At 70.6% G+C, this 17,556-nt stretch carries 15 protein-coding genes; 11 read left to right on the top strand and 4 right to left on the bottom strand.

Annotated elements, in window-relative coordinates; all coding sequences use genetic code 11:
* Positions 1-74: 74 nt before the first annotated feature.
* Together B082_RS0108515 and B082_RS0108510 are read right to left on the bottom strand one after the other, a co-directional pair.
* The gene (locus B082_RS0108515) at positions 75-1,304 is read right to left on the bottom strand and encodes a DUF349 domain-containing protein (RefSeq protein WP_018551389.1); all 1,230 of its coding nucleotides are present in this window, start codon (positions 1,302-1,304) and stop codon (positions 75-77) included.
* 194 nt (positions 1,305-1,498) lie between these two features.
* The gene (locus tag B082_RS0108510; RefSeq protein WP_018551388.1) at positions 1,499-2,293 is read right to left on the bottom strand and encodes a peptidylprolyl isomerase; all 795 of its coding nucleotides are present in this window, start codon (positions 2,291-2,293) and stop codon (positions 1,499-1,501) included.
* A gap of 147 nt (positions 2,294-2,440) precedes the next feature.
* Here B082_RS0108510 and B082_RS0108505 point away from each other — a divergent pair, with 147 nt between their 5' ends.
* The 4 genes from B082_RS0108505 to B082_RS0108490 all read left to right on the top strand — a co-directional run bounded on the left by B082_RS0108505 (position 2,441) and on the right by B082_RS0108490 (position 6,775).
* Positions 2,441-3,136 (top strand): MBL fold metallo-hydrolase, encoded by a 696-nt coding sequence (locus B082_RS0108505; protein WP_018551387.1) that lies wholly within the window; start codon positions 2,441-2,443, stop codon positions 3,134-3,136.
* 13 nt (positions 3,137-3,149) lie between these two features.
* Positions 3,150-4,412 carry a histidine--tRNA ligase gene (gene hisS / locus B082_RS0108500; RefSeq protein ID WP_018551386.1) on the top strand — a complete coding sequence of 421 codons (1,263 nt, stop codon included), beginning with the start codon at positions 3,150-3,152 and terminating at the stop codon, positions 4,410-4,412.
* A 287-nt stretch (positions 4,413-4,699) separates the two neighbouring features.
* Positions 4,700-5,335 carry a vitamin K epoxide reductase family protein gene (locus tag B082_RS0108495; RefSeq protein WP_018551385.1) on the top strand — a complete coding sequence of 212 codons (636 nt, stop codon included), beginning with the start codon at positions 4,700-4,702 and terminating at the stop codon, positions 5,333-5,335.
* Between the two features lie 63 nt (positions 5,336-5,398).
* Positions 5,399-6,775: a replication-associated recombination protein A gene (locus tag B082_RS0108490; protein ID WP_026249559.1), complete on the top strand. Its 1,377-nt coding sequence runs from the start codon at positions 5,399-5,401 to the stop codon at positions 6,773-6,775.
* A 55-nt stretch (positions 6,776-6,830) separates the two neighbouring features.
* On the opposite strand, the gene B082_RS0108485 is transcribed toward B082_RS0108490, so the two are convergent.
* Positions 6,831-7,532: a DUF2470 domain-containing protein gene (locus tag B082_RS0108485; protein WP_026249558.1), complete on the bottom strand. Its 702-nt coding sequence runs from the start codon at positions 7,530-7,532 to the stop codon at positions 6,831-6,833.
* A gap of 188 nt (positions 7,533-7,720) precedes the next feature.
* On the opposite strand from B082_RS0108485, the gene rpsD reads away from it, so the two are divergent.
* A complete protein-coding gene (gene rpsD / locus B082_RS0108480; RefSeq protein WP_018103888.1) occupies positions 7,721-8,335 on the top strand; it encodes a 30S ribosomal protein S4 in 615 nt (204 codons plus the stop codon).
* A gap of 18 nt (positions 8,336-8,353) precedes the next feature.
* Here the strand turns inward: rpsD and B082_RS0108475 are convergent, their stop codons facing one another.
* On the bottom strand, positions 8,354-10,594 hold the full coding sequence (locus tag B082_RS0108475) for an ATP-binding protein (RefSeq protein WP_018551382.1): 2,241 nt from the start codon (positions 10,592-10,594) through the stop codon (positions 8,354-8,356).
* Between the two features lie 276 nt (positions 10,595-10,870).
* Here B082_RS0108475 and B082_RS0108470 point away from each other — a divergent pair, with 276 nt between their 5' ends.
* The 6 genes from B082_RS0108470 to B082_RS0108445 all read left to right on the top strand — a co-directional run bounded on the left by B082_RS0108470 (position 10,871) and on the right by B082_RS0108445 (position 17,538).
* Positions 10,871-11,311, top strand: a complete 441-nt coding sequence (locus B082_RS0108470) for a DUF948 domain-containing protein (protein ID WP_018551381.1) — start codon at positions 10,871-10,873, stop codon at positions 11,309-11,311.
* Between the two features lie 7 nt (positions 11,312-11,318).
* Complete coding sequence (locus B082_RS0108465) at positions 11,319-11,672, top strand: DUF6167 family protein (RefSeq protein WP_018551380.1); 354 nt, start codon at positions 11,319-11,321, stop codon at positions 11,670-11,672.
* Positions 11,672-14,341 carry an alanine--tRNA ligase gene (gene alaS, locus B082_RS0108460; RefSeq protein WP_018551379.1) on the top strand — a complete coding sequence of 890 codons (2,670 nt, stop codon included), beginning with the start codon at positions 11,672-11,674 and terminating at the stop codon, positions 14,339-14,341. The genes B082_RS0108465 and alaS overlap by 1 nt, the downstream gene beginning before the upstream one ends.
* A gap of 8 nt (positions 14,342-14,349) precedes the next feature.
* A complete protein-coding gene (ruvX, locus tag B082_RS0108455) occupies positions 14,350-14,823 on the top strand; it encodes a Holliday junction resolvase RuvX (protein WP_199783776.1) in 474 nt (157 codons plus the stop codon).
* A gap of 95 nt (positions 14,824-14,918) precedes the next feature.
* Entirely contained in the window at positions 14,919-16,715 is a 1,797-nt protein-coding gene (gene mltG / locus B082_RS0108450; protein ID WP_026249557.1) for an endolytic transglycosylase MltG, read from the top strand.
* The gene (locus B082_RS0108445) at positions 16,702-17,538 is read left to right on the top strand and encodes a shikimate dehydrogenase (RefSeq protein WP_018551376.1); all 837 of its coding nucleotides are present in this window, start codon (positions 16,702-16,704) and stop codon (positions 17,536-17,538) included. The genes mltG and B082_RS0108445 overlap by 14 nt, the downstream gene beginning before the upstream one ends.
* Positions 17,539-17,556 lie beyond the last annotated feature (18 nt).

Genomic DNA, 17,556 nt, shown 5'->3' with positions numbered 1-17,556 from the left:
CCGTCCACGCCGCCCCACGCGGAAGGGGCCTTCCCGCGCGAACGCGGAAAGGCCCCCGGGACATGCGCGCGACGTCAGCCGCCGAACTCCTCCAGGCCCTTGAGCGCCTGGTCCAGCAGCGCCTGCCGGCCCTCCAGCTCGCGGGCCAGCTTGTCCGCGCGGGCGTTGTTGCCCGAGGCGCGGGCCGTGTCGATCTGCGTACGCAGCTTGTCCACGGCCGCCTGGAGCTGACCGGTCAGACCCGCGGCACGGGCACGCGCCTCCGGGTTCGTCCGGCGCCACTCGGACTCCTCGGCCTCCTGGAGCGCCCGCTCCACCGCCTGCATCCGCCCCTCGACCTTCGGACGGGCGTCACGCGGCACGTGGCCGATGGCCTCCCAGCGCTCGTTGAGACCCCGGAACGCGGCCCTGGCCGCCTTCAGGTCCTTCACCGGCACCAGCTTCTCGGCCTCGTCGGCGAGCTCCTCCTTCAGCTTGAGGTTCTCGCCCTGCTCCGCGTCACGCTCCGCGAAGACCTCGCCGCGGGCGGCGAAGAAGACGTCCTGCGCACCGCGGAAACGGTTCCACAGCTCGTCCTCCGCCTCGCGCTGGGCGCGGCCGGCCGCCTTCCACTGCGTCATCAGGTCGCGGTAGCGGGCGGCCGTGGCCCCCCAGTCCGTGGACCCGGACAGCGCCTCGGCCTCGGCGACCAGCTTCTCCTTGGCCTTGCGGGCCTCCTCGCGCTGGGCGTCCAGCGAGGCGAAGTGCGCCTTGCGGCGCTTGGAGAACGCCGAGCGGGCGTGCGAGAAGCGGTGCCACAGCTCGTCGTCGGACTTGCGGTCGAGCCGCGGCAGGCCCTTCCACGTGTCCACGAGCGCACGGAGCCGCTCGCCCGCGGAGCGCCACTGCTCGCTCTGCGCCAGCTCCTCGGCCTCGGCGACCAGGGCCTCCTTGGCGTGCTTCGCCTCGTCGGCCTGCTTCGCCTTCTGCGCCTTGCGCTCCTCACGCCGCGACTCGACCGTCGCGACGAGCGCGTCCAGCCGCTTGCGCAGCGCGTCCAGGTCGCCGACGGCGTGGTGCTCGTCGACCTGGCCACGCAGATGCTCGATGGCGGTCGTCGCGTCCTTCGCGGACAGATCGGTGGTCTTCACCCGCCGTTCGAGGAGGCCGATCTCGACCACAATGCCCTCGTACTTGCGCTCGAAGTAGGCCAGGGCCTCCTCCGGTGAACCGGCCTGCCACGATCCGACGACCTGCTCGCCGTCGGCTGTACGCACGTACACGGTGCCCGTCTCATCGACTCGGCCCCACGGGTCGCTGCTCACAGCGCCTCCTCCACCTGATGCCCGCGAGGGGATCACCCCCCTGGCATCGTCCACAGTTTCCTGGGGCGGGCAGCGCCCGCCCTGCACCACGCCAATCTAGGCGACGGGCCGCCCGGCTGTCCGCACTCAGCGCGGCCGGATTTATTCGACCGCGCCACGTGCCCGCCCCGGACATCACCCCTGGCCCGCCGGGCTCACACCTTGTCGACGGTCAGCTTCGAGATGTTCACGGCCTTCTTCGGCGCACCGTCGGTGCCGCCGTCGTCCACCCCGGCCTTGCCGATGGCCTCGACGGCCTTCAGCGACTTCTCGTCCATCGTGCCGAACGGCGTGTAGGTGGGCGGCAGCTTGCTGTCCTTGTAGACGAGGAAGAACTGGCTGCCGCCGGTGTGCTCCTGGCCGGTGTTGGCCATGGCCACCGTGCCCGCCGGGTACGTCACCATGCCATCCTCGCCCGCCTTGCCCAGCGCGGTCAGGTTCTCGTCGGGGATCGTGTACTCGGGGCCGCCGGTGCCGTCGCCGTTGGGGTCGCCGCACTGCAGGACGTAGATGCCCTCCGTGGTCAGCCGGTGGCACTTCGTCCCGTCGAAGAACTTCTTGTCGGCCAGCGACTTGAAGGAGTTCGTGGTGTGCGGGGTCTTCGACGCGTCCATCGTGAACGCGATGTCGCCCTGGCTCGTCTTGAGCGACATCGTGTACTCGGCCTTCTTGTCGATCTTCATCGCCGGCTCGGGCTTCTCGCTCTTCGTCGGCGTGGGCGAGGCCTCGGCGGACGGACTCTGGCTCGCCGCCGCGTCCGTCTTGTCCTTGTCCCCGTCCCCCTTGGTGGCGAGGTAGGTGCCACCGCCGATGATGGCCACCACGGCCACCGCGGACGTGATGACGAGCGTCAGCCGCCGTGTACGGCGCCGGGCCTCCTCCCGCCGCTGCTGCTGCCGCTCGTACTTCTCCCTGGCGAGCTGCCGCCGCCGCTGATCGCTGCTGACCACCGGGTGATCTCCTTGTACGTCGTGTGATCGGGCCTGGGTTGCCCCGTACGGTATATGGGTTAGCTGTGGAATGAGGAGCGCCGGTAGGCTCTGAACTGCTGCGACCTCGCAGCCGCCTTCCCCGTAGGACGACCATTAAGGACGATCGTGCTGATTGCCGGGTTCCCCGCCGGGGCCTGGGGGACCAACTGCTACCTGGTCGCCCCCGCCGCAGGTGAGGAGTGCGTGATCATCGACCCGGGCCATCAGGCGGCCCCCGGCGTCGAGGAAGCCCTGAAGAAGCATCGGCTCAAGCCCGTCGCAGTCGTCCTCACCCACGGCCACATCGACCACGTCGCCTCGGTCGTCCCGGTGTGCGGCGCGCACGACGTCCCCGCCTGGATCCACCCCGAGGACCGCTACATGATGAGCGACCCGGAGAAGGCCCTCGGCCGCTCCATCGGGATGCCGCTCATGGGCGAGCTGACGGTGGGGGAGCCGGACGACGTCAAGGAGCTGAGCGACGGCGCACGGCTGCTGCTCGCGGGCATGGAATTCGGCGTCTCGCATGCGCCCGGCCATACCAAGGGGTCGGTGACGTTCAGGATGCCCGAGACACAGGAGGTCCCCCAGGTCCTCTTCTCGGGCGACCTGCTCTTCGCCGGCTCCGTCGGACGCACCGACCTGCCCGGCGGCGACCACGCCGAGCTCCTCGAGTCGCTGGCCCGTGTGTGCCTGCCGCTCGACGACTCGACCGTGGTGCTGTCCGGTCACGGCCCCCAGACGACCATCGGCCGCGAGCGCGCCACCAACCCGTACCTGAGCGGTATGGCCGGTACGGACGCGCCCCGACGAGGAATGTGACGAGAGCGGAATCGTGAGCACCTTCAAGGCCCCCAAGGGCACGTACGACCTGACCCCGCCGGACTCCGCCAAGTACCTGGCGGTGCGCGAGGCGATCGCCGCCCCGCTGCGGAACTCCGGCTACGGCTACATCGAGACCCCCGGTTTCGAGGACGTGGCCCTCTTCTCCCGCGGCGTCGGCGAGTCCACCGACATCGTGACCAAGGAGATGTACACCCTCACCACCAAGGGCGGCTCCGAGCTGGCCCTGCGCCCCGAGGGCACCGCGTCCGTGCTGCGCGCCGCCCTGGAGGCCAACCTCCACAAGCTCGGCAACCTGCCGGTCAAGCTCTGGTACTCCGGCTCGTACTACCGCTACGAGCGCCCGCAGAAGGGCCGCTACCGCCACTTCTCGCAGGTCGGGGCCGAGGCCATCGGCGCCGAGGACCCGGTGCTCGACGCCGAGCTGATCATCCTGGCCGACCAGGCGTACCGCGCGCTGGGCCTGCGCGAGTTCCGCATCCTGCTGAACTCGCTGGGCGACAAGGAGTGCCGCCCGGTCTACCGCGACGCGCTCCAGGGCTTCCTGCGCGAACTCGATCTGGACGAGGAGACCCGCCGCCGCATCGACATCAACCCGCTGCGGGTCCTCGACGACAAGCGGCCCGAGGTCCAGAAGCAGCTGGCCGGGGCCCCCGTGCTGCGCGACTACCTCTGCGACGCCTGCAAGGCGTACCACGAGCAGGTCCGCGACCTGCTCAACGAGGCGGGTGTGATCTTCGAGGACGACGAGAAGCTCGTCCGCGGCCTCGACTACTACACGCGCACCACCTTCGAGTTCGTCCACGACGGCCTCGGCTCGCAGTCCGCGGTGGGCGGCGGCGGGCGCTACGACGGCCTCTCCGAGATGATCGGCGGCCCGGCGCTCCCGTCGGTCGGCTGGGCGCTCGGCGTGGACCGCACCGTCCTGGCCCTGGAGGCGGAGGGCATCGACCTCGAACTGCCCGCCACCACCAGCGTCTTCGCCGTCCCGCTCGGCGAGGAGGCGCGCCGGGTCCTGTTCGGCGTCGTCACGCGGCTGCGCCGCGAAGGGGTGGCGGCGGACTTCGCGTTCGGCGGCCGGGGGCTGAAGGGCGCGATGAAGAGCGCCAACCGCTCGGGCGCCCGGTTCACGATCGTGGCCGGAGAGCGCGACCTGACCGACGGGCACGTCCAGCTCAAGGACATGGAGTCCGGCGAGCAGACGCCCGTACCCGTGTCCGACATCGTCGAGACGATCAGCGCGCGGCTCGCCTGAGGCGTGCCGGGGGCGGCGGGCCGAGCGCCCGCCGCCCCCGGTGCCTCACGTCAACCCGGTGATCGCCGGTTCATCCCGGACGGTGATTCCGCCTGGGAGGGCCGGTCACGCGCGGAGGGCCGCCGGGACGGGGCAACGCCCCTCGTCGCGGCTGCGGGGCCGTGTTCCGCTCCCTCACGGGCACCTCTCGGCGCACGCGTCTTTATGTGCATCGAACGGAGGAGCGGCCCGCCCGTACGGCACAATGACCGTGCCCCAGCAGGCTACTCAGTGACGGAAACGGCGATATGACGACTGCAGCGGTTGACCATCCCTCCTCCGACCAGGACGAGAGCAGCGGGACGCGCACCATCGGGGGCAGCCGCGCGCTGGCCATCCTGCTGATGATCACTGGTGCCGCAGGAACCCTCGCCGCATGGGTCATCACGCACGACAAGCTCAAGATGATGGAGGACCCGTCCTTCGTCCCGGGCTGCAGTCTCAACCCGGTCGTGGCCTGCGGCAACATCATGAAGAGCGAGCAGGCCTCCGCCTTCGGCTTCCCGAACCCCTGGCTCGGGATGGTCACCTACCCCGTGATCATCGGGATCGGCCTGGCCCTGCTCGCGGGCGCCCGCTTCCGCAACTGGTACTGGCTCGGCATGAACGCGGGCACGCTGTTCGGCGTCGGCTTCTGCACCTGGCTCCAGTACCAGTCGCTGTACAACATCAACTCGCTGTGCCTGTGGTGCTGCCTGGCCTGGGTCGCCACCATCTTCATGTTCTGCTACATCACCACGCACAACATCCGGCACGGGATCATCCCCGCGCCCGCCTGGCTGCGCAACGGGCTCACCGAGTTCCACTGGGTGCCCCCGGTGCTGTGGATCGGCATCATCGGCATGCTGATCCTGACCCGCTGGTGGGACTTCTGGACCAGCTGACCGGGCCCTTCCCGCACTGACGGCCCGGCCGGGTTGTCAGTGCGGTGACATAGGCTTCAAAACGTGGAGCCCGACCTCTTTACCGCAGCTGCCGAAGACCGCCAGGAGAAGGACCCGTCCAGCAGCCCCCTTGCTGTCCGGATGCGTCCGCGTACGCTCGACGAGGTCGTGGGCCAGCAGCATCTGCTCAAGCCGGGCTCGCCCCTGCGCCGCCTCGTCGGCGAGGCGAGCGGGGGACCGGCCGGCCCTTCGTCGGTGATCCTCTGGGGTCCGCCCGGCATCGGCAAGACGACCCTCGCCTACGTGGTCAGCAAGGCCACGAACAAGCGATTCGTCGAGCTGTCCGCGATCACCGCCGGCGTCAAGGAGGTCCGGGCCGTCATCGAGGGCGCCCGCCGGGCCACGGGCGGCTACGGCAAGGAGACCGTCCTCTTCCTGGACGAGATCCACCGCTTCTCCAAGGCCCAGCAGGACTCGCTCCTGCCCGCCGTCGAGAACCGCTGGGTCACCCTGATCGCCGCGACCACCGAGAACCCCTACTTCTCGGTCATCTCCCCGCTGCTCTCCCGTTCGCTGCTGCTGACGCTGGAGTCCCTGACCGACGGCGACCTGCGGGGCCTGCTGCGCCGGGCACTGACCGACGAGCGCGGGCTCGGCGGAGCGGTGACGCTGCCGGAGGACGCCGAGGAGCACCTGCTGCGCATCGCGGGGGGCGACGCGCGCCGGGCGCTGACGGCCCTGGAGGCCGCGGCCGGGGCCGCGCTGTCCAAGCAGGAGGCGGAGATCAGCCTCCTCACCCTGGAGGAGACCGTCGACCGGGCGGCCGTGACGTACGACCGGGACGGCGACCAGCACTACGACGTGGCGAGCGCCCTGATCAAGTCGATCCGCGGCTCGGACGTCGACGCGGCCCTGCATTACCTGGCCCGCATGATCGAGGCGGGGGAGGACCCGCGGTTCATCGCCCGGCGTCTGATGATCTCGGCCAGCGAGGACATCGGCCTCGCCGACCCGACGGCGCTGCCCACCGCGGTGGCGGCGGCCCAGGCGGTGGCCCTGATCGGATTCCCGGAGGCGGCCCTGACCCTCAGCCACGCCACCATCGCCCTCGCGCTCGCCCCGAAGTCCAACGCGGCCACGCTGGCGATCTCCGCCGCCCGGGAGGACGTGCGCAAGGGGCTGGCCGGCCCGGTCCCGGCCCATCTGCGCGACGGGCACTACAAGGGCGCGGCCAAGCTGGGCCACGCCCAGGGCTACGTCTACCCGCACGACGTGCCCGGCGGCATCGCCGCCCAGCAGTACGCCCCGGACGCCGTGCGCGACAAGCACTACTACCGCCCCACCCGCTACGGCGCCGAGGCGCGCTACGCGGACGTGGTGGACCGGGTCAGGGAGCGGCTCGGCCGGACGGCCGCCGAGGAGGGTCCGGACCGGGCCTGATCCGGACCGTCGTACCGGCCCCGGCGGCGGCCCGTCCGTATCCCGGCCCCGCCCTTCAGCGCGCGGCCGCCTCGAACAGCGTGTGCATGGCGTGGCTCAGCTCCGCCACGTCGCGCACCGGCTCGGGGAACTCGAAGCGCGCGTCGAAGCAGCCGCCGTCCCGCTCGCAGAAGCGCACCCGCAGCCCGAGCCGGTCCAGCGCCAGGGGCACCACGGCCGGCCGGTGCGCCGCGCAGGTGCAGGCCGCCCGCTCGCCGAGCAGCTCGCACAGCGTCGCCAGCTGTTCGCCGTGCGCCGAGTACAGGTGCTGGAGCAGGTCCGTCTCATGGACGGCGAGAGGATCGGGGACCGCGTCGCGGAAGTCCTCCGCGTCGACGCACTCCTCGCCCCACAGGTCGTCGATGTGGGCCTCGCCCGTCTCCAGCCGCAGCAGCATCCGGCCGGGGCCCGCCATACCGGGCACGGAGGTCAGCCAGCCGCCGACCCGGGCGCGGCCGCGGATACGGTGGGGTACGGAGACGGGGGCGACGTCCGTGATCTCCAGCACGGCCGAAAGCTCGTCGTCCTGGGCGTGCGTCGCGGCCCGCACGGCCGGGGAATCGGCGGGGAGCTCCAGGAACAGGTCACCGTCGGGTCCCACGCTGCGGGACAGCGGCATGAGCTGGTCCGAGGCGGACCGTTCGAGCCCGGGAACGAGCAGTACCGCCGAGCAGGTACTCTGTACGAGAGTTCGTGTGCGCTCGGCTGCTGACGGCATCCGTGTGTTTTCAAGCCCGCTGGGACGCGGCTGACCACGATCTGATCGGTCCTCCGTCGTTTCGACGCCTTCAGGTGCGTCGATGCTGTCTGTGCTGTCCGTGACGTGTGTGGTGTTCCCAGGGCGAGACATGCGATCTCCTTGAGTAAGGTGAGCCTAACCTAACCTACAACGGAGGTCTGGAGAACGTGCCTAATCAGTCGCGTCCCAAGGTCAAGAAGAGCCGTGCGCTCGGCATCGCGCTGACGCCGAAGGCGGTCAAGTACTTCGAGGCCCGCCCCTACCCGCCGGGCGAGCACGGCCGCGGCCGCAAGCAGAACTCGGACTACAAGGTCCGTCTGCTGGAGAAGCAGCGTCTGCGTGCGCAGTACGACATCAGCGAGCGCCAGATGGCGCGTGCCTACGACCGCGCCAAGAAGGCCGAGGGCAAGACGGGCGAGGCGCTGGTCGTCGAGCTCGAGCGCCGCCTCGACGCGCTGGTCCTGCGTTCCGGTATCGCCAAGACGATCTACCAGGCGCGCCAGATGGTCGTCCACGGCCACATCGAGGTCAACGGCGGCAAGGTCGACAAGCCGTCGTTCCGCGTCCGCCCGGACGACATCGTCATGGTCCGTGAGCGCAGCCGCGACAAGCACCCCTTCCAGGTTGCTCGCGAGGGTGGTTACGACACCGACGGTGAGACCCCGCGCTACCTGCAGGTGAACCTGAAGGCCCTGGCCTTCCGCCTTGACCGGGACCCGAACCGCAAGGAAATCCCCGTGATCTGCGACGAGCAGCTCGTCGTCGAGTACTACGCCCGCTGATCCAGGCGTAGCCGCTCGTCACCGGCGCTCAGGCCCGCCCCTTCCCGATACCGGGGAGGCGGCGGGCTTTCGCGTCCTGCCGGGCGGGGGCGGGGCGCCCCCGGCAGGCTCGTCGGTGCCCGCCCGAGCCTGCTCCCGCCCGGCAGGACGGCCCAGGAGTGCCCGGCCGACCACCGCGTCGGGCCCCAGCTCACCGCCCGCCCGCAGGGCGCTCGCGTACCGCCTCTCGCCCAGCTCGCGCAGGGCCAGCTCCTCGCAACGGGCCCGGGGCACCCCGTAGTGCGCCGAGCCGAACAGCGGCAGCCCCACCGATGGCCAGATCCGGTCGGCGGCCCCCTGGAGCAGTGCCGCCTCGGCCGCGTCGCCCTCGGTCACCGTGACGAGCGCCAGCAGCTCCAGGGACAGGACGGTGCCGAGCAGGTCGTTGAAGGTGTGGCTGATGGACAGCGACTTCTTGAGCAGCTCCCGCGCCCGTTCCGGGCGCCCGCGCTGCAAGGTGGCGTAGGCCAGGACGTACAGCGCGTAGCTCAGGGCCCACTGCTCGCCGTGGTCCTCGCAGATGTCCCGGACCTCCTCGCAGATCACCGCCGCCCGCTCCAGATCGCCCAGGAAGCCGGTGGACATGGCCAGTTCGACCTGGGCCATCAGGACGTTGCTGTTCAGCTCGCCCAGTTCGCGGTAGCGGCCGAGCGCGTCGTCCAGCAGGTCCCGGGCGCGCTCCAGGTCGTCGGTGACGAGGGCCAGGCAGCCGGTGCGGTGCACGGCGTACGCGGCGGCCGTGGCGTCTCCTGCCTCCTCCGCCTCCTCCCGGCACTCGGTGAGGGCGGAGATCGCGCCGACCGGGTCGCCCTGGAGCACCGCGACGTACCCCAGCACCCACAGGGCCTTCAGCCGCGAGGCGTCGTACGGGGTCTCCTCCTCCAGGACGTGGTCCAGCCAGTGCCGGCCCTCGGACAGCCGCCCGCAGCCGACCCACAGGAACCAGAGCGTGCCCGCCAGGTACTGGGCGAGATGCGCCTCCCGCGGCGATTCCAGTGAACACTCCATGGCCCGGCGCAGATTGGGCAGCTCGCTCTCCACCCGGGCCGCGACCTCCGCCTGCCGGGGGCTGAACCAGTCCAGCTCGCACCAGGTCGCGAGCCCCAGGAACCAGTCCCGGTGCCGCCTGCGCAGCCGGTCGGTGTCCCCGGTGGCCGCCAGCCACTCGGCGCCGTACTCGCGCACGGTGTCCAGCATCCGGTAGCGGGTGCCCGCGGGGGAGTCCTCGCGCAGCACCACGGAGTGGGCGAGCAGCCCGGAGAGTACGTCGAGCACGGAGTCGGCGGGCAGGTCGGGGCCGCTGCAGATGTACTCGGCCGCCTCCAGGTCGAACTGCCCGGCGAAGACCGAGAGCCGGGCCCACAGCAGCCGTTGCGGCGGGGCGCAGAGTTCATGGCTCCAGCCGATCGCCGTACGCAGCGTCTGGTGCCGGTCGAGCGCGCTGCGGCTGCCGCCGGTCAGCAGCCGGAACCGGTCGTCGAGCCGTTGCAGCACCTGCTCGGTCGACAACGCGCGCAGCCGCCCGGCCGCGAGTTCCAGAGCGAGCGGGATCCCGTCCAGCCGCCGGCACAGCTCCTGGGCCGGGCCGAGGCTGTGCTCGGTCAGCCGGAAGTCCGGCCGCACCCCGGCGGCCCGCTCGGCGAAGAGCCGCAGGGCGTCCTCGTCGGTCATGGTGGCGAGCGGGTAGACGGCCTCGCCCGCCAGTTCCAGTGGCAGTCGGCCGGCCGCGAGCACCCGCAGCCCGGGGGCGCGGCGCAGCAGGTCCCGTACCAGCGCGGCGCAGTCGTCCACCAGGTGTTCGAAGCCGTCGAGGACCAGCAGGAGGTCACGGTCGGCGCAGTGTTCGATCAGCGCCGTGCGGGGCGGCCGGGGGGTGTGATCGGTGAGGCCCAGCGCGTCGGCGACGGCGTGTTCCAGCAGCCCGGCGTCGTGGACGGTGGACAGCTCCACCAGCCACACCCCGTCGCAGTACCGTTTCTCCAGAAGCGCCGCCGTCCGCGTGGCCAGCCGGGTCTTGCCCACGCCGCCCACCCCGATGACGGTGACGATCCGGGACTCCTCCAGCATCCGGGCGACATCCGAAAGCTCGTTCTCGCGGCCCACGAAGTGGTTCAGCTCGGCCGGGAGGTTGCCCGGCAGCGGGTGCGCGCCATCGTCTCCGGCGGCGGCCGGGGAAGCGGAATCGTCGGCGGGCGGCAGTGGGCGCTGAGGGCGTCGCATGAAACACGCAGAGTACTGGCTTGAAAGCTCTCCGTACAATCTCGTTGCCCGAACTCCTGCGGCCCGGCCGGTCATGCGGTACGGGGCGTGAGCCCTGGCGCGATAGGCTCGGGGGACGGCGACCGGCCGCCAGGGCCTGTCGTCCCATTCCCGTCTGCCGGCCGGGCGAACGACGGGAATGTGACGACAGGCCCTCCGGCGGCCCTCGCCGAGGAGCAGGAGAAACAAGACAGACGACAAGCCAGAGAGCGCGGGTGCACTGTGTCCGGTGGTGAGGTGGCCGGAATCCTGGTGGCCGTCTTCTGGGCGATCCTGGTTTCGTTCCTCGCCGTCGTGCTGGTGAGGCTCGCCCAGACGCTCAGAGCGACCACCAAACTCGTGGCGGACGTGACCGAACAGGCCGTCCCCCTGCTCGCGGACGCCTCCGCGACCGTACGCTCGGCGCAGACCCAGCTCGACAAGGTCGACGCGATCGCGACGGACGTACAGGAGGTCACCTCCAACGCCTCGGCGCTCTCGACTACCGTCGCCTCCGCCTTCGGCGGCCCGCTGGTCAAGGTAGCGGCGTTCGGCTACGGGGTGCGGCAGGCCATCGGCCGCAAGTCCGCTCCCGAACCGGAGGCGCGTTCGAGGCGCTCGGTGATCGTCGGCCGGACCGTGCCGTCGGCGCGCGGCAGGAAGCGCGACGGCAGAAATTCCCGCGGATCGAAGGACTGACGCAGCGATGTTCCGCCGTACGTTCTGGTTCACCGCCGGCGCAGCCGCCGGGGTGTGGGCCACCACCAAGGTCAACCGGAAGATCAAGCAGCTGACCCCCGAGAGCCTCGCGGCGCAGGCCGCCGACAAGGCTCTCGTCGCAGGTCACAAGCTCAAGGACTTCGCGCTGGACGTCCGCGACGGCATGGTCAGGCGCGAGGCCGAACTGGGCGAGGCGCTGGGCCTGGAGGCACCGGCCGGCCCCGAACTCCCCGTGCGGCGCAACCTCGCCGTCGAGGCCGCCGAGCCCGAGGCGCCCGCGGCCCCCGCCGCCTACCGCAAGCTTCCCTACCACTCGTACAACCGGAATGAGGACCACTGATGGAGTCGGCAGAAATTCGCCGCCGCTGGCTGAGCTTCTACGAGGAGCGCGGTCACACCGTTGTCCCTTCGGCGTCGCTCATCGCGGACGACCCGACTCTGCTGCTGGTCCCCGCGGGCATGGTGCCCTTCAAGCCGTACTTCCTCGGTGAGGTCAAGCCGCCCGCCCCGCGCGTCACCAGCGTGCAGAAGTGCGTGCGCACGCCGGACATCGAAGAGGTCGGCAAGACCACCCGGCACGGCACGTTCTTCCAGATGTGCGGCAACTTCTCCTTCGGCGACTACTTCAAGGAAGGCGCCATCGAGTACGCCTGGGAGCTGCTGACCGGCTCCGTGGCGGACGGCTGCTTCGGGCTCGACCCCGAGCGCCTGTGGATCACCGTCTACCTGGACGACGACGAGGCCGAGGCCATCTGGCGCGACAAGATCGGCGTCCCCGCCGAGCGCATCCAGCGTCTGGGTAAGAAGGACAACTTCTGGTCCATGGGCGTCCCCGGCCCCTGCGGCCCCTGTTCCGAGATCAACTACGACCGCGGCCCCGAGTTCGGCGCCGAGGGCGGCCCGGCCGTCAACGACGAGCGGTATGTGGAGATCTGGAACCTGGTCTTCATGCAGTACGAGCGCGGCGCGGGCGAGGGCAAGGACGACTTCCCGATCCTCGGCGACCTGCCGTCCAAGAACATCGACACCGGCCTCGGCCTCGAACGCCTCGCGATGATCCTGCAGGGCGTGCAGAACATGTACGAGACCGACACCCTGCGCGTCGTCATGGACCGGGCCACCGGGCTGACCGGTGTGCGCTACGGCGCGGCCCACACCACCGACGTCTCGCTCCGCGTGGTCGCCGACCACATCCGCACCTCCGTCATGCTCATCGGCGACGGTGTGACCCCCGGCAACGAGGGCCGCGGCTACGTGCTGCGCCGCATCATGCGCCGCGCCATCCGCAACATGCGGCTGATGGGCGCGACCGGCTCCGTCGTGAACGAGCTGGTCGACGTCGTGATCGAGACGATGGGCCAGCAGTACCCGGAGCTGATCACCGACCGCAAGCGCATCGAGACGGTCGCGCTCGCCGAGGAAGCCGCCTTCCTCAAGGCCCTCAAGGGCGGCACCAACATCCTGGAGACCGCCGTCACCGAGACCAAGGCCGCCGGCGGCCGGGTGCTCCCGGGCGACAAGGCGTTCCTGCTCCACGACACCTGGGGCTTCCCGATCGACCTCACCCTGGAGATGGCCGCCGAGCAGGGCCTGTCCGTGGACGAGGACGGGTTCCGCCGCCTCATGCAGGAGCAGCGCGCCAAGGCCAAGGCCGACGCCAAGGCCAAGAAGACCGGCCACGCCGACCTGTCCGCGTACCGCCAGGTCGCCGACAACTCCGGCGTCACCGAGTTCACCGGCTACACCATGACCGAGGGCGAGTCGACGATCGTCGGCCTCCTCGTCGACGGTGTCCCCTCGCCCGCGGCTACCGAGGGCGACGAGGTCGAGGTCGTCCTCGACCGCACCCCGTTCTACGCCGAGGGCGGCGGCCAGCTCGCCGACCAGGGCCGCATCCGTCTCGACAGCGGCGCCGTCATCGTGGTGCGCGACGTCCAGCAGCCGGTCCCCGGCGTCTCCGTCCACAAGGGCTCCGTCCAGGTCGGCGAGGTGACGGTCGGCTCCTCCGCCTACGCGGCCATCGACTCCACCCGCCGCCGCGCCATCGCCCGCGCCCACAGCGCGACGCACCTCACGCACCAGGCGCTGCGCGACGCGCTCGGCCCGACGGCCGCCCAGGCCGGTTCGGAGAACTCCCCGGGCCGCTTCCGCTTCGACTTCGGCTCGCCCGCCGCCGTACCCGGCACGGTCCTCACCGACGTCGAGCAGAAGATCAACGAGGTCCTGGCCCGCGAGCTCGACGTGCAGGCCGAGGTCATGTCGATCGACGACGCCAAGAAGCAGGGCGCGATCGCCGAGTTCGGCGAGAAGTACGGCGAGCGGGTCCGCGTCGTCACCATCGGCGACTTCTCCAAGGAGCTGTGCGGCGGCACGCACGTGCACAACACCGCTCAGCTCGGCCTGGTCAAGCTGCTCGGCGAGTCGTCCATCGGCTCCGGCGTGCGCCGCATCGAGGCCCTCGTCGGCGTCGACGCGTACAACTTCCTCGCCAAGGAGCACACGGTCGTCGCCCAGCTCCAGGAACTGGTCAAGGGCCGCTCCGAGGAGCTGCCGGAGAAGATCGCGGGCATGCTCGGCAAGCTGAAGGACGCCGAGAAGGAGATCGAGAAGTTCCGCGCGGAGAAGGTCCTCGCGGCCGCCGCGGGCCTCGCCGGCTCCGCGAAGGACGTCCGGGGCGTCGCCCTGGTCACCGGCCAGGTCCCGGACGGCACATCCGCCGACGACCTGCGCAGGCTCGTCCTGGACGTGCGCGGCCGTATCCAGGGCGGTCGCCCTGCCGTGGTCGCCCTGTTCACGACGGCCAACGGGCGCCCGCTGACCGTCATCGCGACCAATGAGGCGGCCCGCGAGCGCGGCCTCAAGGCCGGCGACCTCGTCCGCACGGCCGCCAAGACCCTCGGCGGCGGGGGCGGGGGGAAGCCGGACGTCGCCCAGGGCGGCGGCCAGAACCCGGACGCGATCGGTGACGCCGTCGCCGCCGTCGAACGCCTCGTCACCGAGACGGCGTGACGCCGGACATGCCGCGGATGCGCCGCGGTCGCCGGCTGGCGATCGATGTCGGGGACGCCCGGATCGGGGTCGCCTCCTGCGACCCCGACGGCATCCTCGCGACGCCGGTGGAGACCGTGCCGGGACGCGACGTCCCGGCCGCCCACCGGCGGCTCGGCCAGATCGTCGCGGAGTACGAGCCGATCGAGGTCGTCGTGGGCCTCCCGCGCTCCCTGGGCGGCGGGGAGGGGCCGGCCGCCGTCAAGGTCCGCGCCTTCGCCGACGTGCTCGCTCGCGCGGTTGCACCCATTCCGGTGCGATTGGTGGACGAGAGGATGACCACAGTGACGGCGAGTCAGGGGCTGCGCGCCTCGGGCGTGAAGTCCAAAAAGGGCCGTTCCGTCATCGATCAGGCTGCCGCTGTGGTGATCCTTCAGAACGCTCTGGAGTCCGAGCGGGCGTCGGGCAATCCTCCCGGCGAGGGCGTCGAAGTGGTTGTCTGATCGCATTACGGTAACGTTCCGCGCGATGCGGCGGTGGTCGGACGGACACCGCACAGCAAAGAGACGGGACATCGTCTCGCGGCTCTAGGGGATCGATGACTGAGTATGGCCGGGGCCCCGGCTCCGAACCGTGGCATCCCGAGGACCCCTTGTACGGGGACCAGGGATGGGGCGGCCAGCAGCCTGCCCACGGCCAGGGCCAGTACGACGGCCAGGACCAGTACGGCGGGCAGCAGCAGTCCTACCCGCAGGGCCAGTACGACGGCGGCCAGAACCAGTACGGCGGACAGCAGCAGCCCTACCCGCAGGGCCAGTACGACCCGTACCAGCAGCAGCCGCACGATCCCTACGCGCAGCAACAGCAGCAGGACCCGTACGCCCAGCAGCAGTACCAACAGCAGCAGGCGTACGGGAACCAGCAGGAGCCGTACAACCAGCAGGACCCGTACAACCAGCAGCAGCCCTACGACCCCTCCTGGGACACGGGCCAGCAGGCGGCCGCGATGCCGCCGTACGAGGGCCAGCCCGTCGCCACGTACGGCTACGGCGAGACGAACGACTACTACGGCACCCCTGACGCCTACCCGCCCCCGCAGCCCCCGGGCCGCCGCGAGGCCGCCCCCGCCGAGGCGCCCGAGCCGCACCCGGACTGGGACCCCGAGCAGCAGCCGGAGGAGACCCACCCGTTCTTCACGGGCGTGGACGAGAAGGACGGCAAAGGCGCCAAGGACGACGACTACGACGACGAGGACGACGACCCCCGCGAGTCCCGCCGCGGGGACGGCGGCGAGCGCCGGGGCAAGGGCAAGAAGAAAAAGGGCCGCAGCGGCTGCGCCTGCCTGGTCGTCTCCCTCGTCCTGGTCGGCGGCGTCGCCGGCGCGGGCTACTACGGCTACTCCTTCTACAAGGACAGGTTCGGCGCGGCCCCGGACTACTCGGGCACCGGCTCGGGCTCGGTCGAGGTGGAGATCCCGAAGGGCGCGTACGGCTACGACATCGGCAACATCCTGAAGAAGGCGGGCGTCGTCAAGAGCGTCGACGCCTTCGTCTCCGCCCAGAACGAGAACCCCAAGGGGAAGTCGATCCAGGCCGGGGTCTATCTCCTTCATTCGGAGATGTCGGCGTCCGAGGCCGTGAAGATGATGGTCGACCCGAAGAGCCAGAACCTTCTGGTGATTCCCGAGGGAACCCGCAATGTGGCCGTCTACGCGATGGTCGACAAGAAGCTGGACCTCAAGAAGGGCACGACCCAGGGCATTGCCAAGTCCATGAAGTCCGATCTGGGCCTGCCCGGCTGGGCGAGCAAGAACAAGGACATCAAGGACCCGCTGGAAGGATTCCTCTACCCGGCCGCGTATCCGGTGACGAAGGAAACCAAGCCGGAGGCGATTCTCAAGAAGATGGTCTCCCGGTCGAACGAGGAATACGAGAAGCTCGACCTCGAAGGAACCGCCAAGAAGTACAAGCTGGACGGTCCCTGGCAGGTGCTTACCGTGGCCAGCCTCGTCCAGGCGGAAGGTCTCACGCATGACGACTTCCGCAAGATGGCCGAGGTCGTCTACAACCGGCTGAAGCCTGACAACACGGCCACGAATCGACTGCTCGAATTTGACTCGGCGTTCAACTACCTCAAGAAGCAGAGCGAGATCACGATCAGGACGAAGGAGATTCGTACTAATCCGGATCCGTATAACACCTATTACCACGCCGGTCTCCCGCCCGGTCCCATCGGGAACCCCGGCGACGAAGCCCTGCGCGCAACGCTCAATCCCACCGCCGACGGATGGATGTTCTTCATCTCGCTCGACGGCAAGAAGACCCAGTTCACCAAGACGGCTGCGGAACACGAGAAGCTCAACAAGAAGTTCAAGGAATTGCATGGCCTCGACTGACCGGCGCCACCGGGCAGCCGTCCTCGGCTCGCCCATCGCCCACTCGCTCTCCCCGGTCCTGCACCGGGCCGCGTACGCCGAACTCGGCCTCGACGACTGGTCGTACGACCGGTTCGAGGTCGACGAGCAGGCGCTGCCGGGGTTCATCGAGGGGCTGGACGGGAGCTGGGCGGGGCTCTCGCTCACCATGCCGCTCAAGCGGGCGATCATCCCGTTGCTGGACGGAATCAGCGCGACCGCCGCCTCCGTGGAGGCCGTGAACACCGTCGTCCTCGGCGAGGACGGGCGCCGCACGGGGGACAACACCGACATCCCCGGCATGATCGCCGCACTGCGTGAACGCGGCGTCGGGACGGTGGAGTCCGCCGCGATCCTCGGCGCCGGGGCGACGGCTTCCTCCGCGTTGGCCGCCTTGTCCGGGATCTGTGCCGGACCCGTCACCGCCTATGTGCGCAGCGCGGCCCGCGCCGACGAGATGCGCGGCTGGGGCGAACGGCTCGGCGTCGACGTCCGGATCGCCGACTGGGCACAGGCCGACCGGGCGCTCGCCGCGCCCCTCGTCATCGCCACCACCCCCGCCGGGGCGGCCGACGCGCTGGCCGGTGCCGTGCCGGAGCGTCCCGGCACGCTGTTCGACGTGCTGTACGAGCCGTGGCCCACCCGGCTCGCCTCCGCCTGGGCCGAGCGCGGGGGCACAGTCCTCGGAGGTCTCGATCTCCTGGTGCACCAGGCCGTCCTCCAGGTCGAGCAGATGACCGGCCGCTCACCCGCGCCCCTGGCCGCCATGCGCAAGGCCGGAGAACAGGCGCTGGCCGCCCGCTGACGCCTGCCCGGTCCCCGT

Source organism: Streptomyces sp. ATexAB-D23, from assembly GCF_000373645.1.
Lineage (GTDB): Bacteria > Actinomycetota > Actinomycetes > Streptomycetales > Streptomycetaceae > Streptomyces > Streptomyces castrisilvae.
Note: the sequence above shows the minus strand (reverse complement) of the source record. Positions and strands in the feature narration are given on the sequence as shown.

Excerpts from the sequence above, each read along its gene's own strand:
- B082_RS0108495 (WP_018551385.1), top strand. The coding sequence starts at position 4,700 with ATGACGACTGCAGCGGTTGACCATCCCTCCTCCGACCAGGACGAGAGC.
- B082_RS0108485 (WP_026249558.1), bottom strand. The coding sequence starts at position 7,532 with ATGCCGTCAGCAGCCGAGCGCACACGAACTCTCGTACAGAGTACCTGC.
- B082_RS0108475 (WP_018551382.1), bottom strand. The coding sequence starts at position 10,594 with ATGCGACGCCCTCAGCGCCCACTGCCGCCCGCCGACGATTCCGCTTCC.
- B082_RS0108465 (WP_018551380.1), top strand. The coding sequence starts at position 11,319 with ATGTTCCGCCGTACGTTCTGGTTCACCGCCGGCGCAGCCGCCGGGGTG.
- alaS (WP_018551379.1), top strand. The coding sequence starts at position 11,672 with ATGGAGTCGGCAGAAATTCGCCGCCGCTGGCTGAGCTTCTACGAGGAG.
- ruvX (WP_199783776.1), top strand. The coding sequence starts at position 14,350 with ATGCCGCGGATGCGCCGCGGTCGCCGGCTGGCGATCGATGTCGGGGAC.
- mltG (WP_026249557.1), top strand. The coding sequence starts at position 14,919 with ATGACTGAGTATGGCCGGGGCCCCGGCTCCGAACCGTGGCATCCCGAG.
- B082_RS0108445 (WP_018551376.1), top strand. The coding sequence starts at position 16,702 with ATGGCCTCGACTGACCGGCGCCACCGGGCAGCCGTCCTCGGCTCGCCC.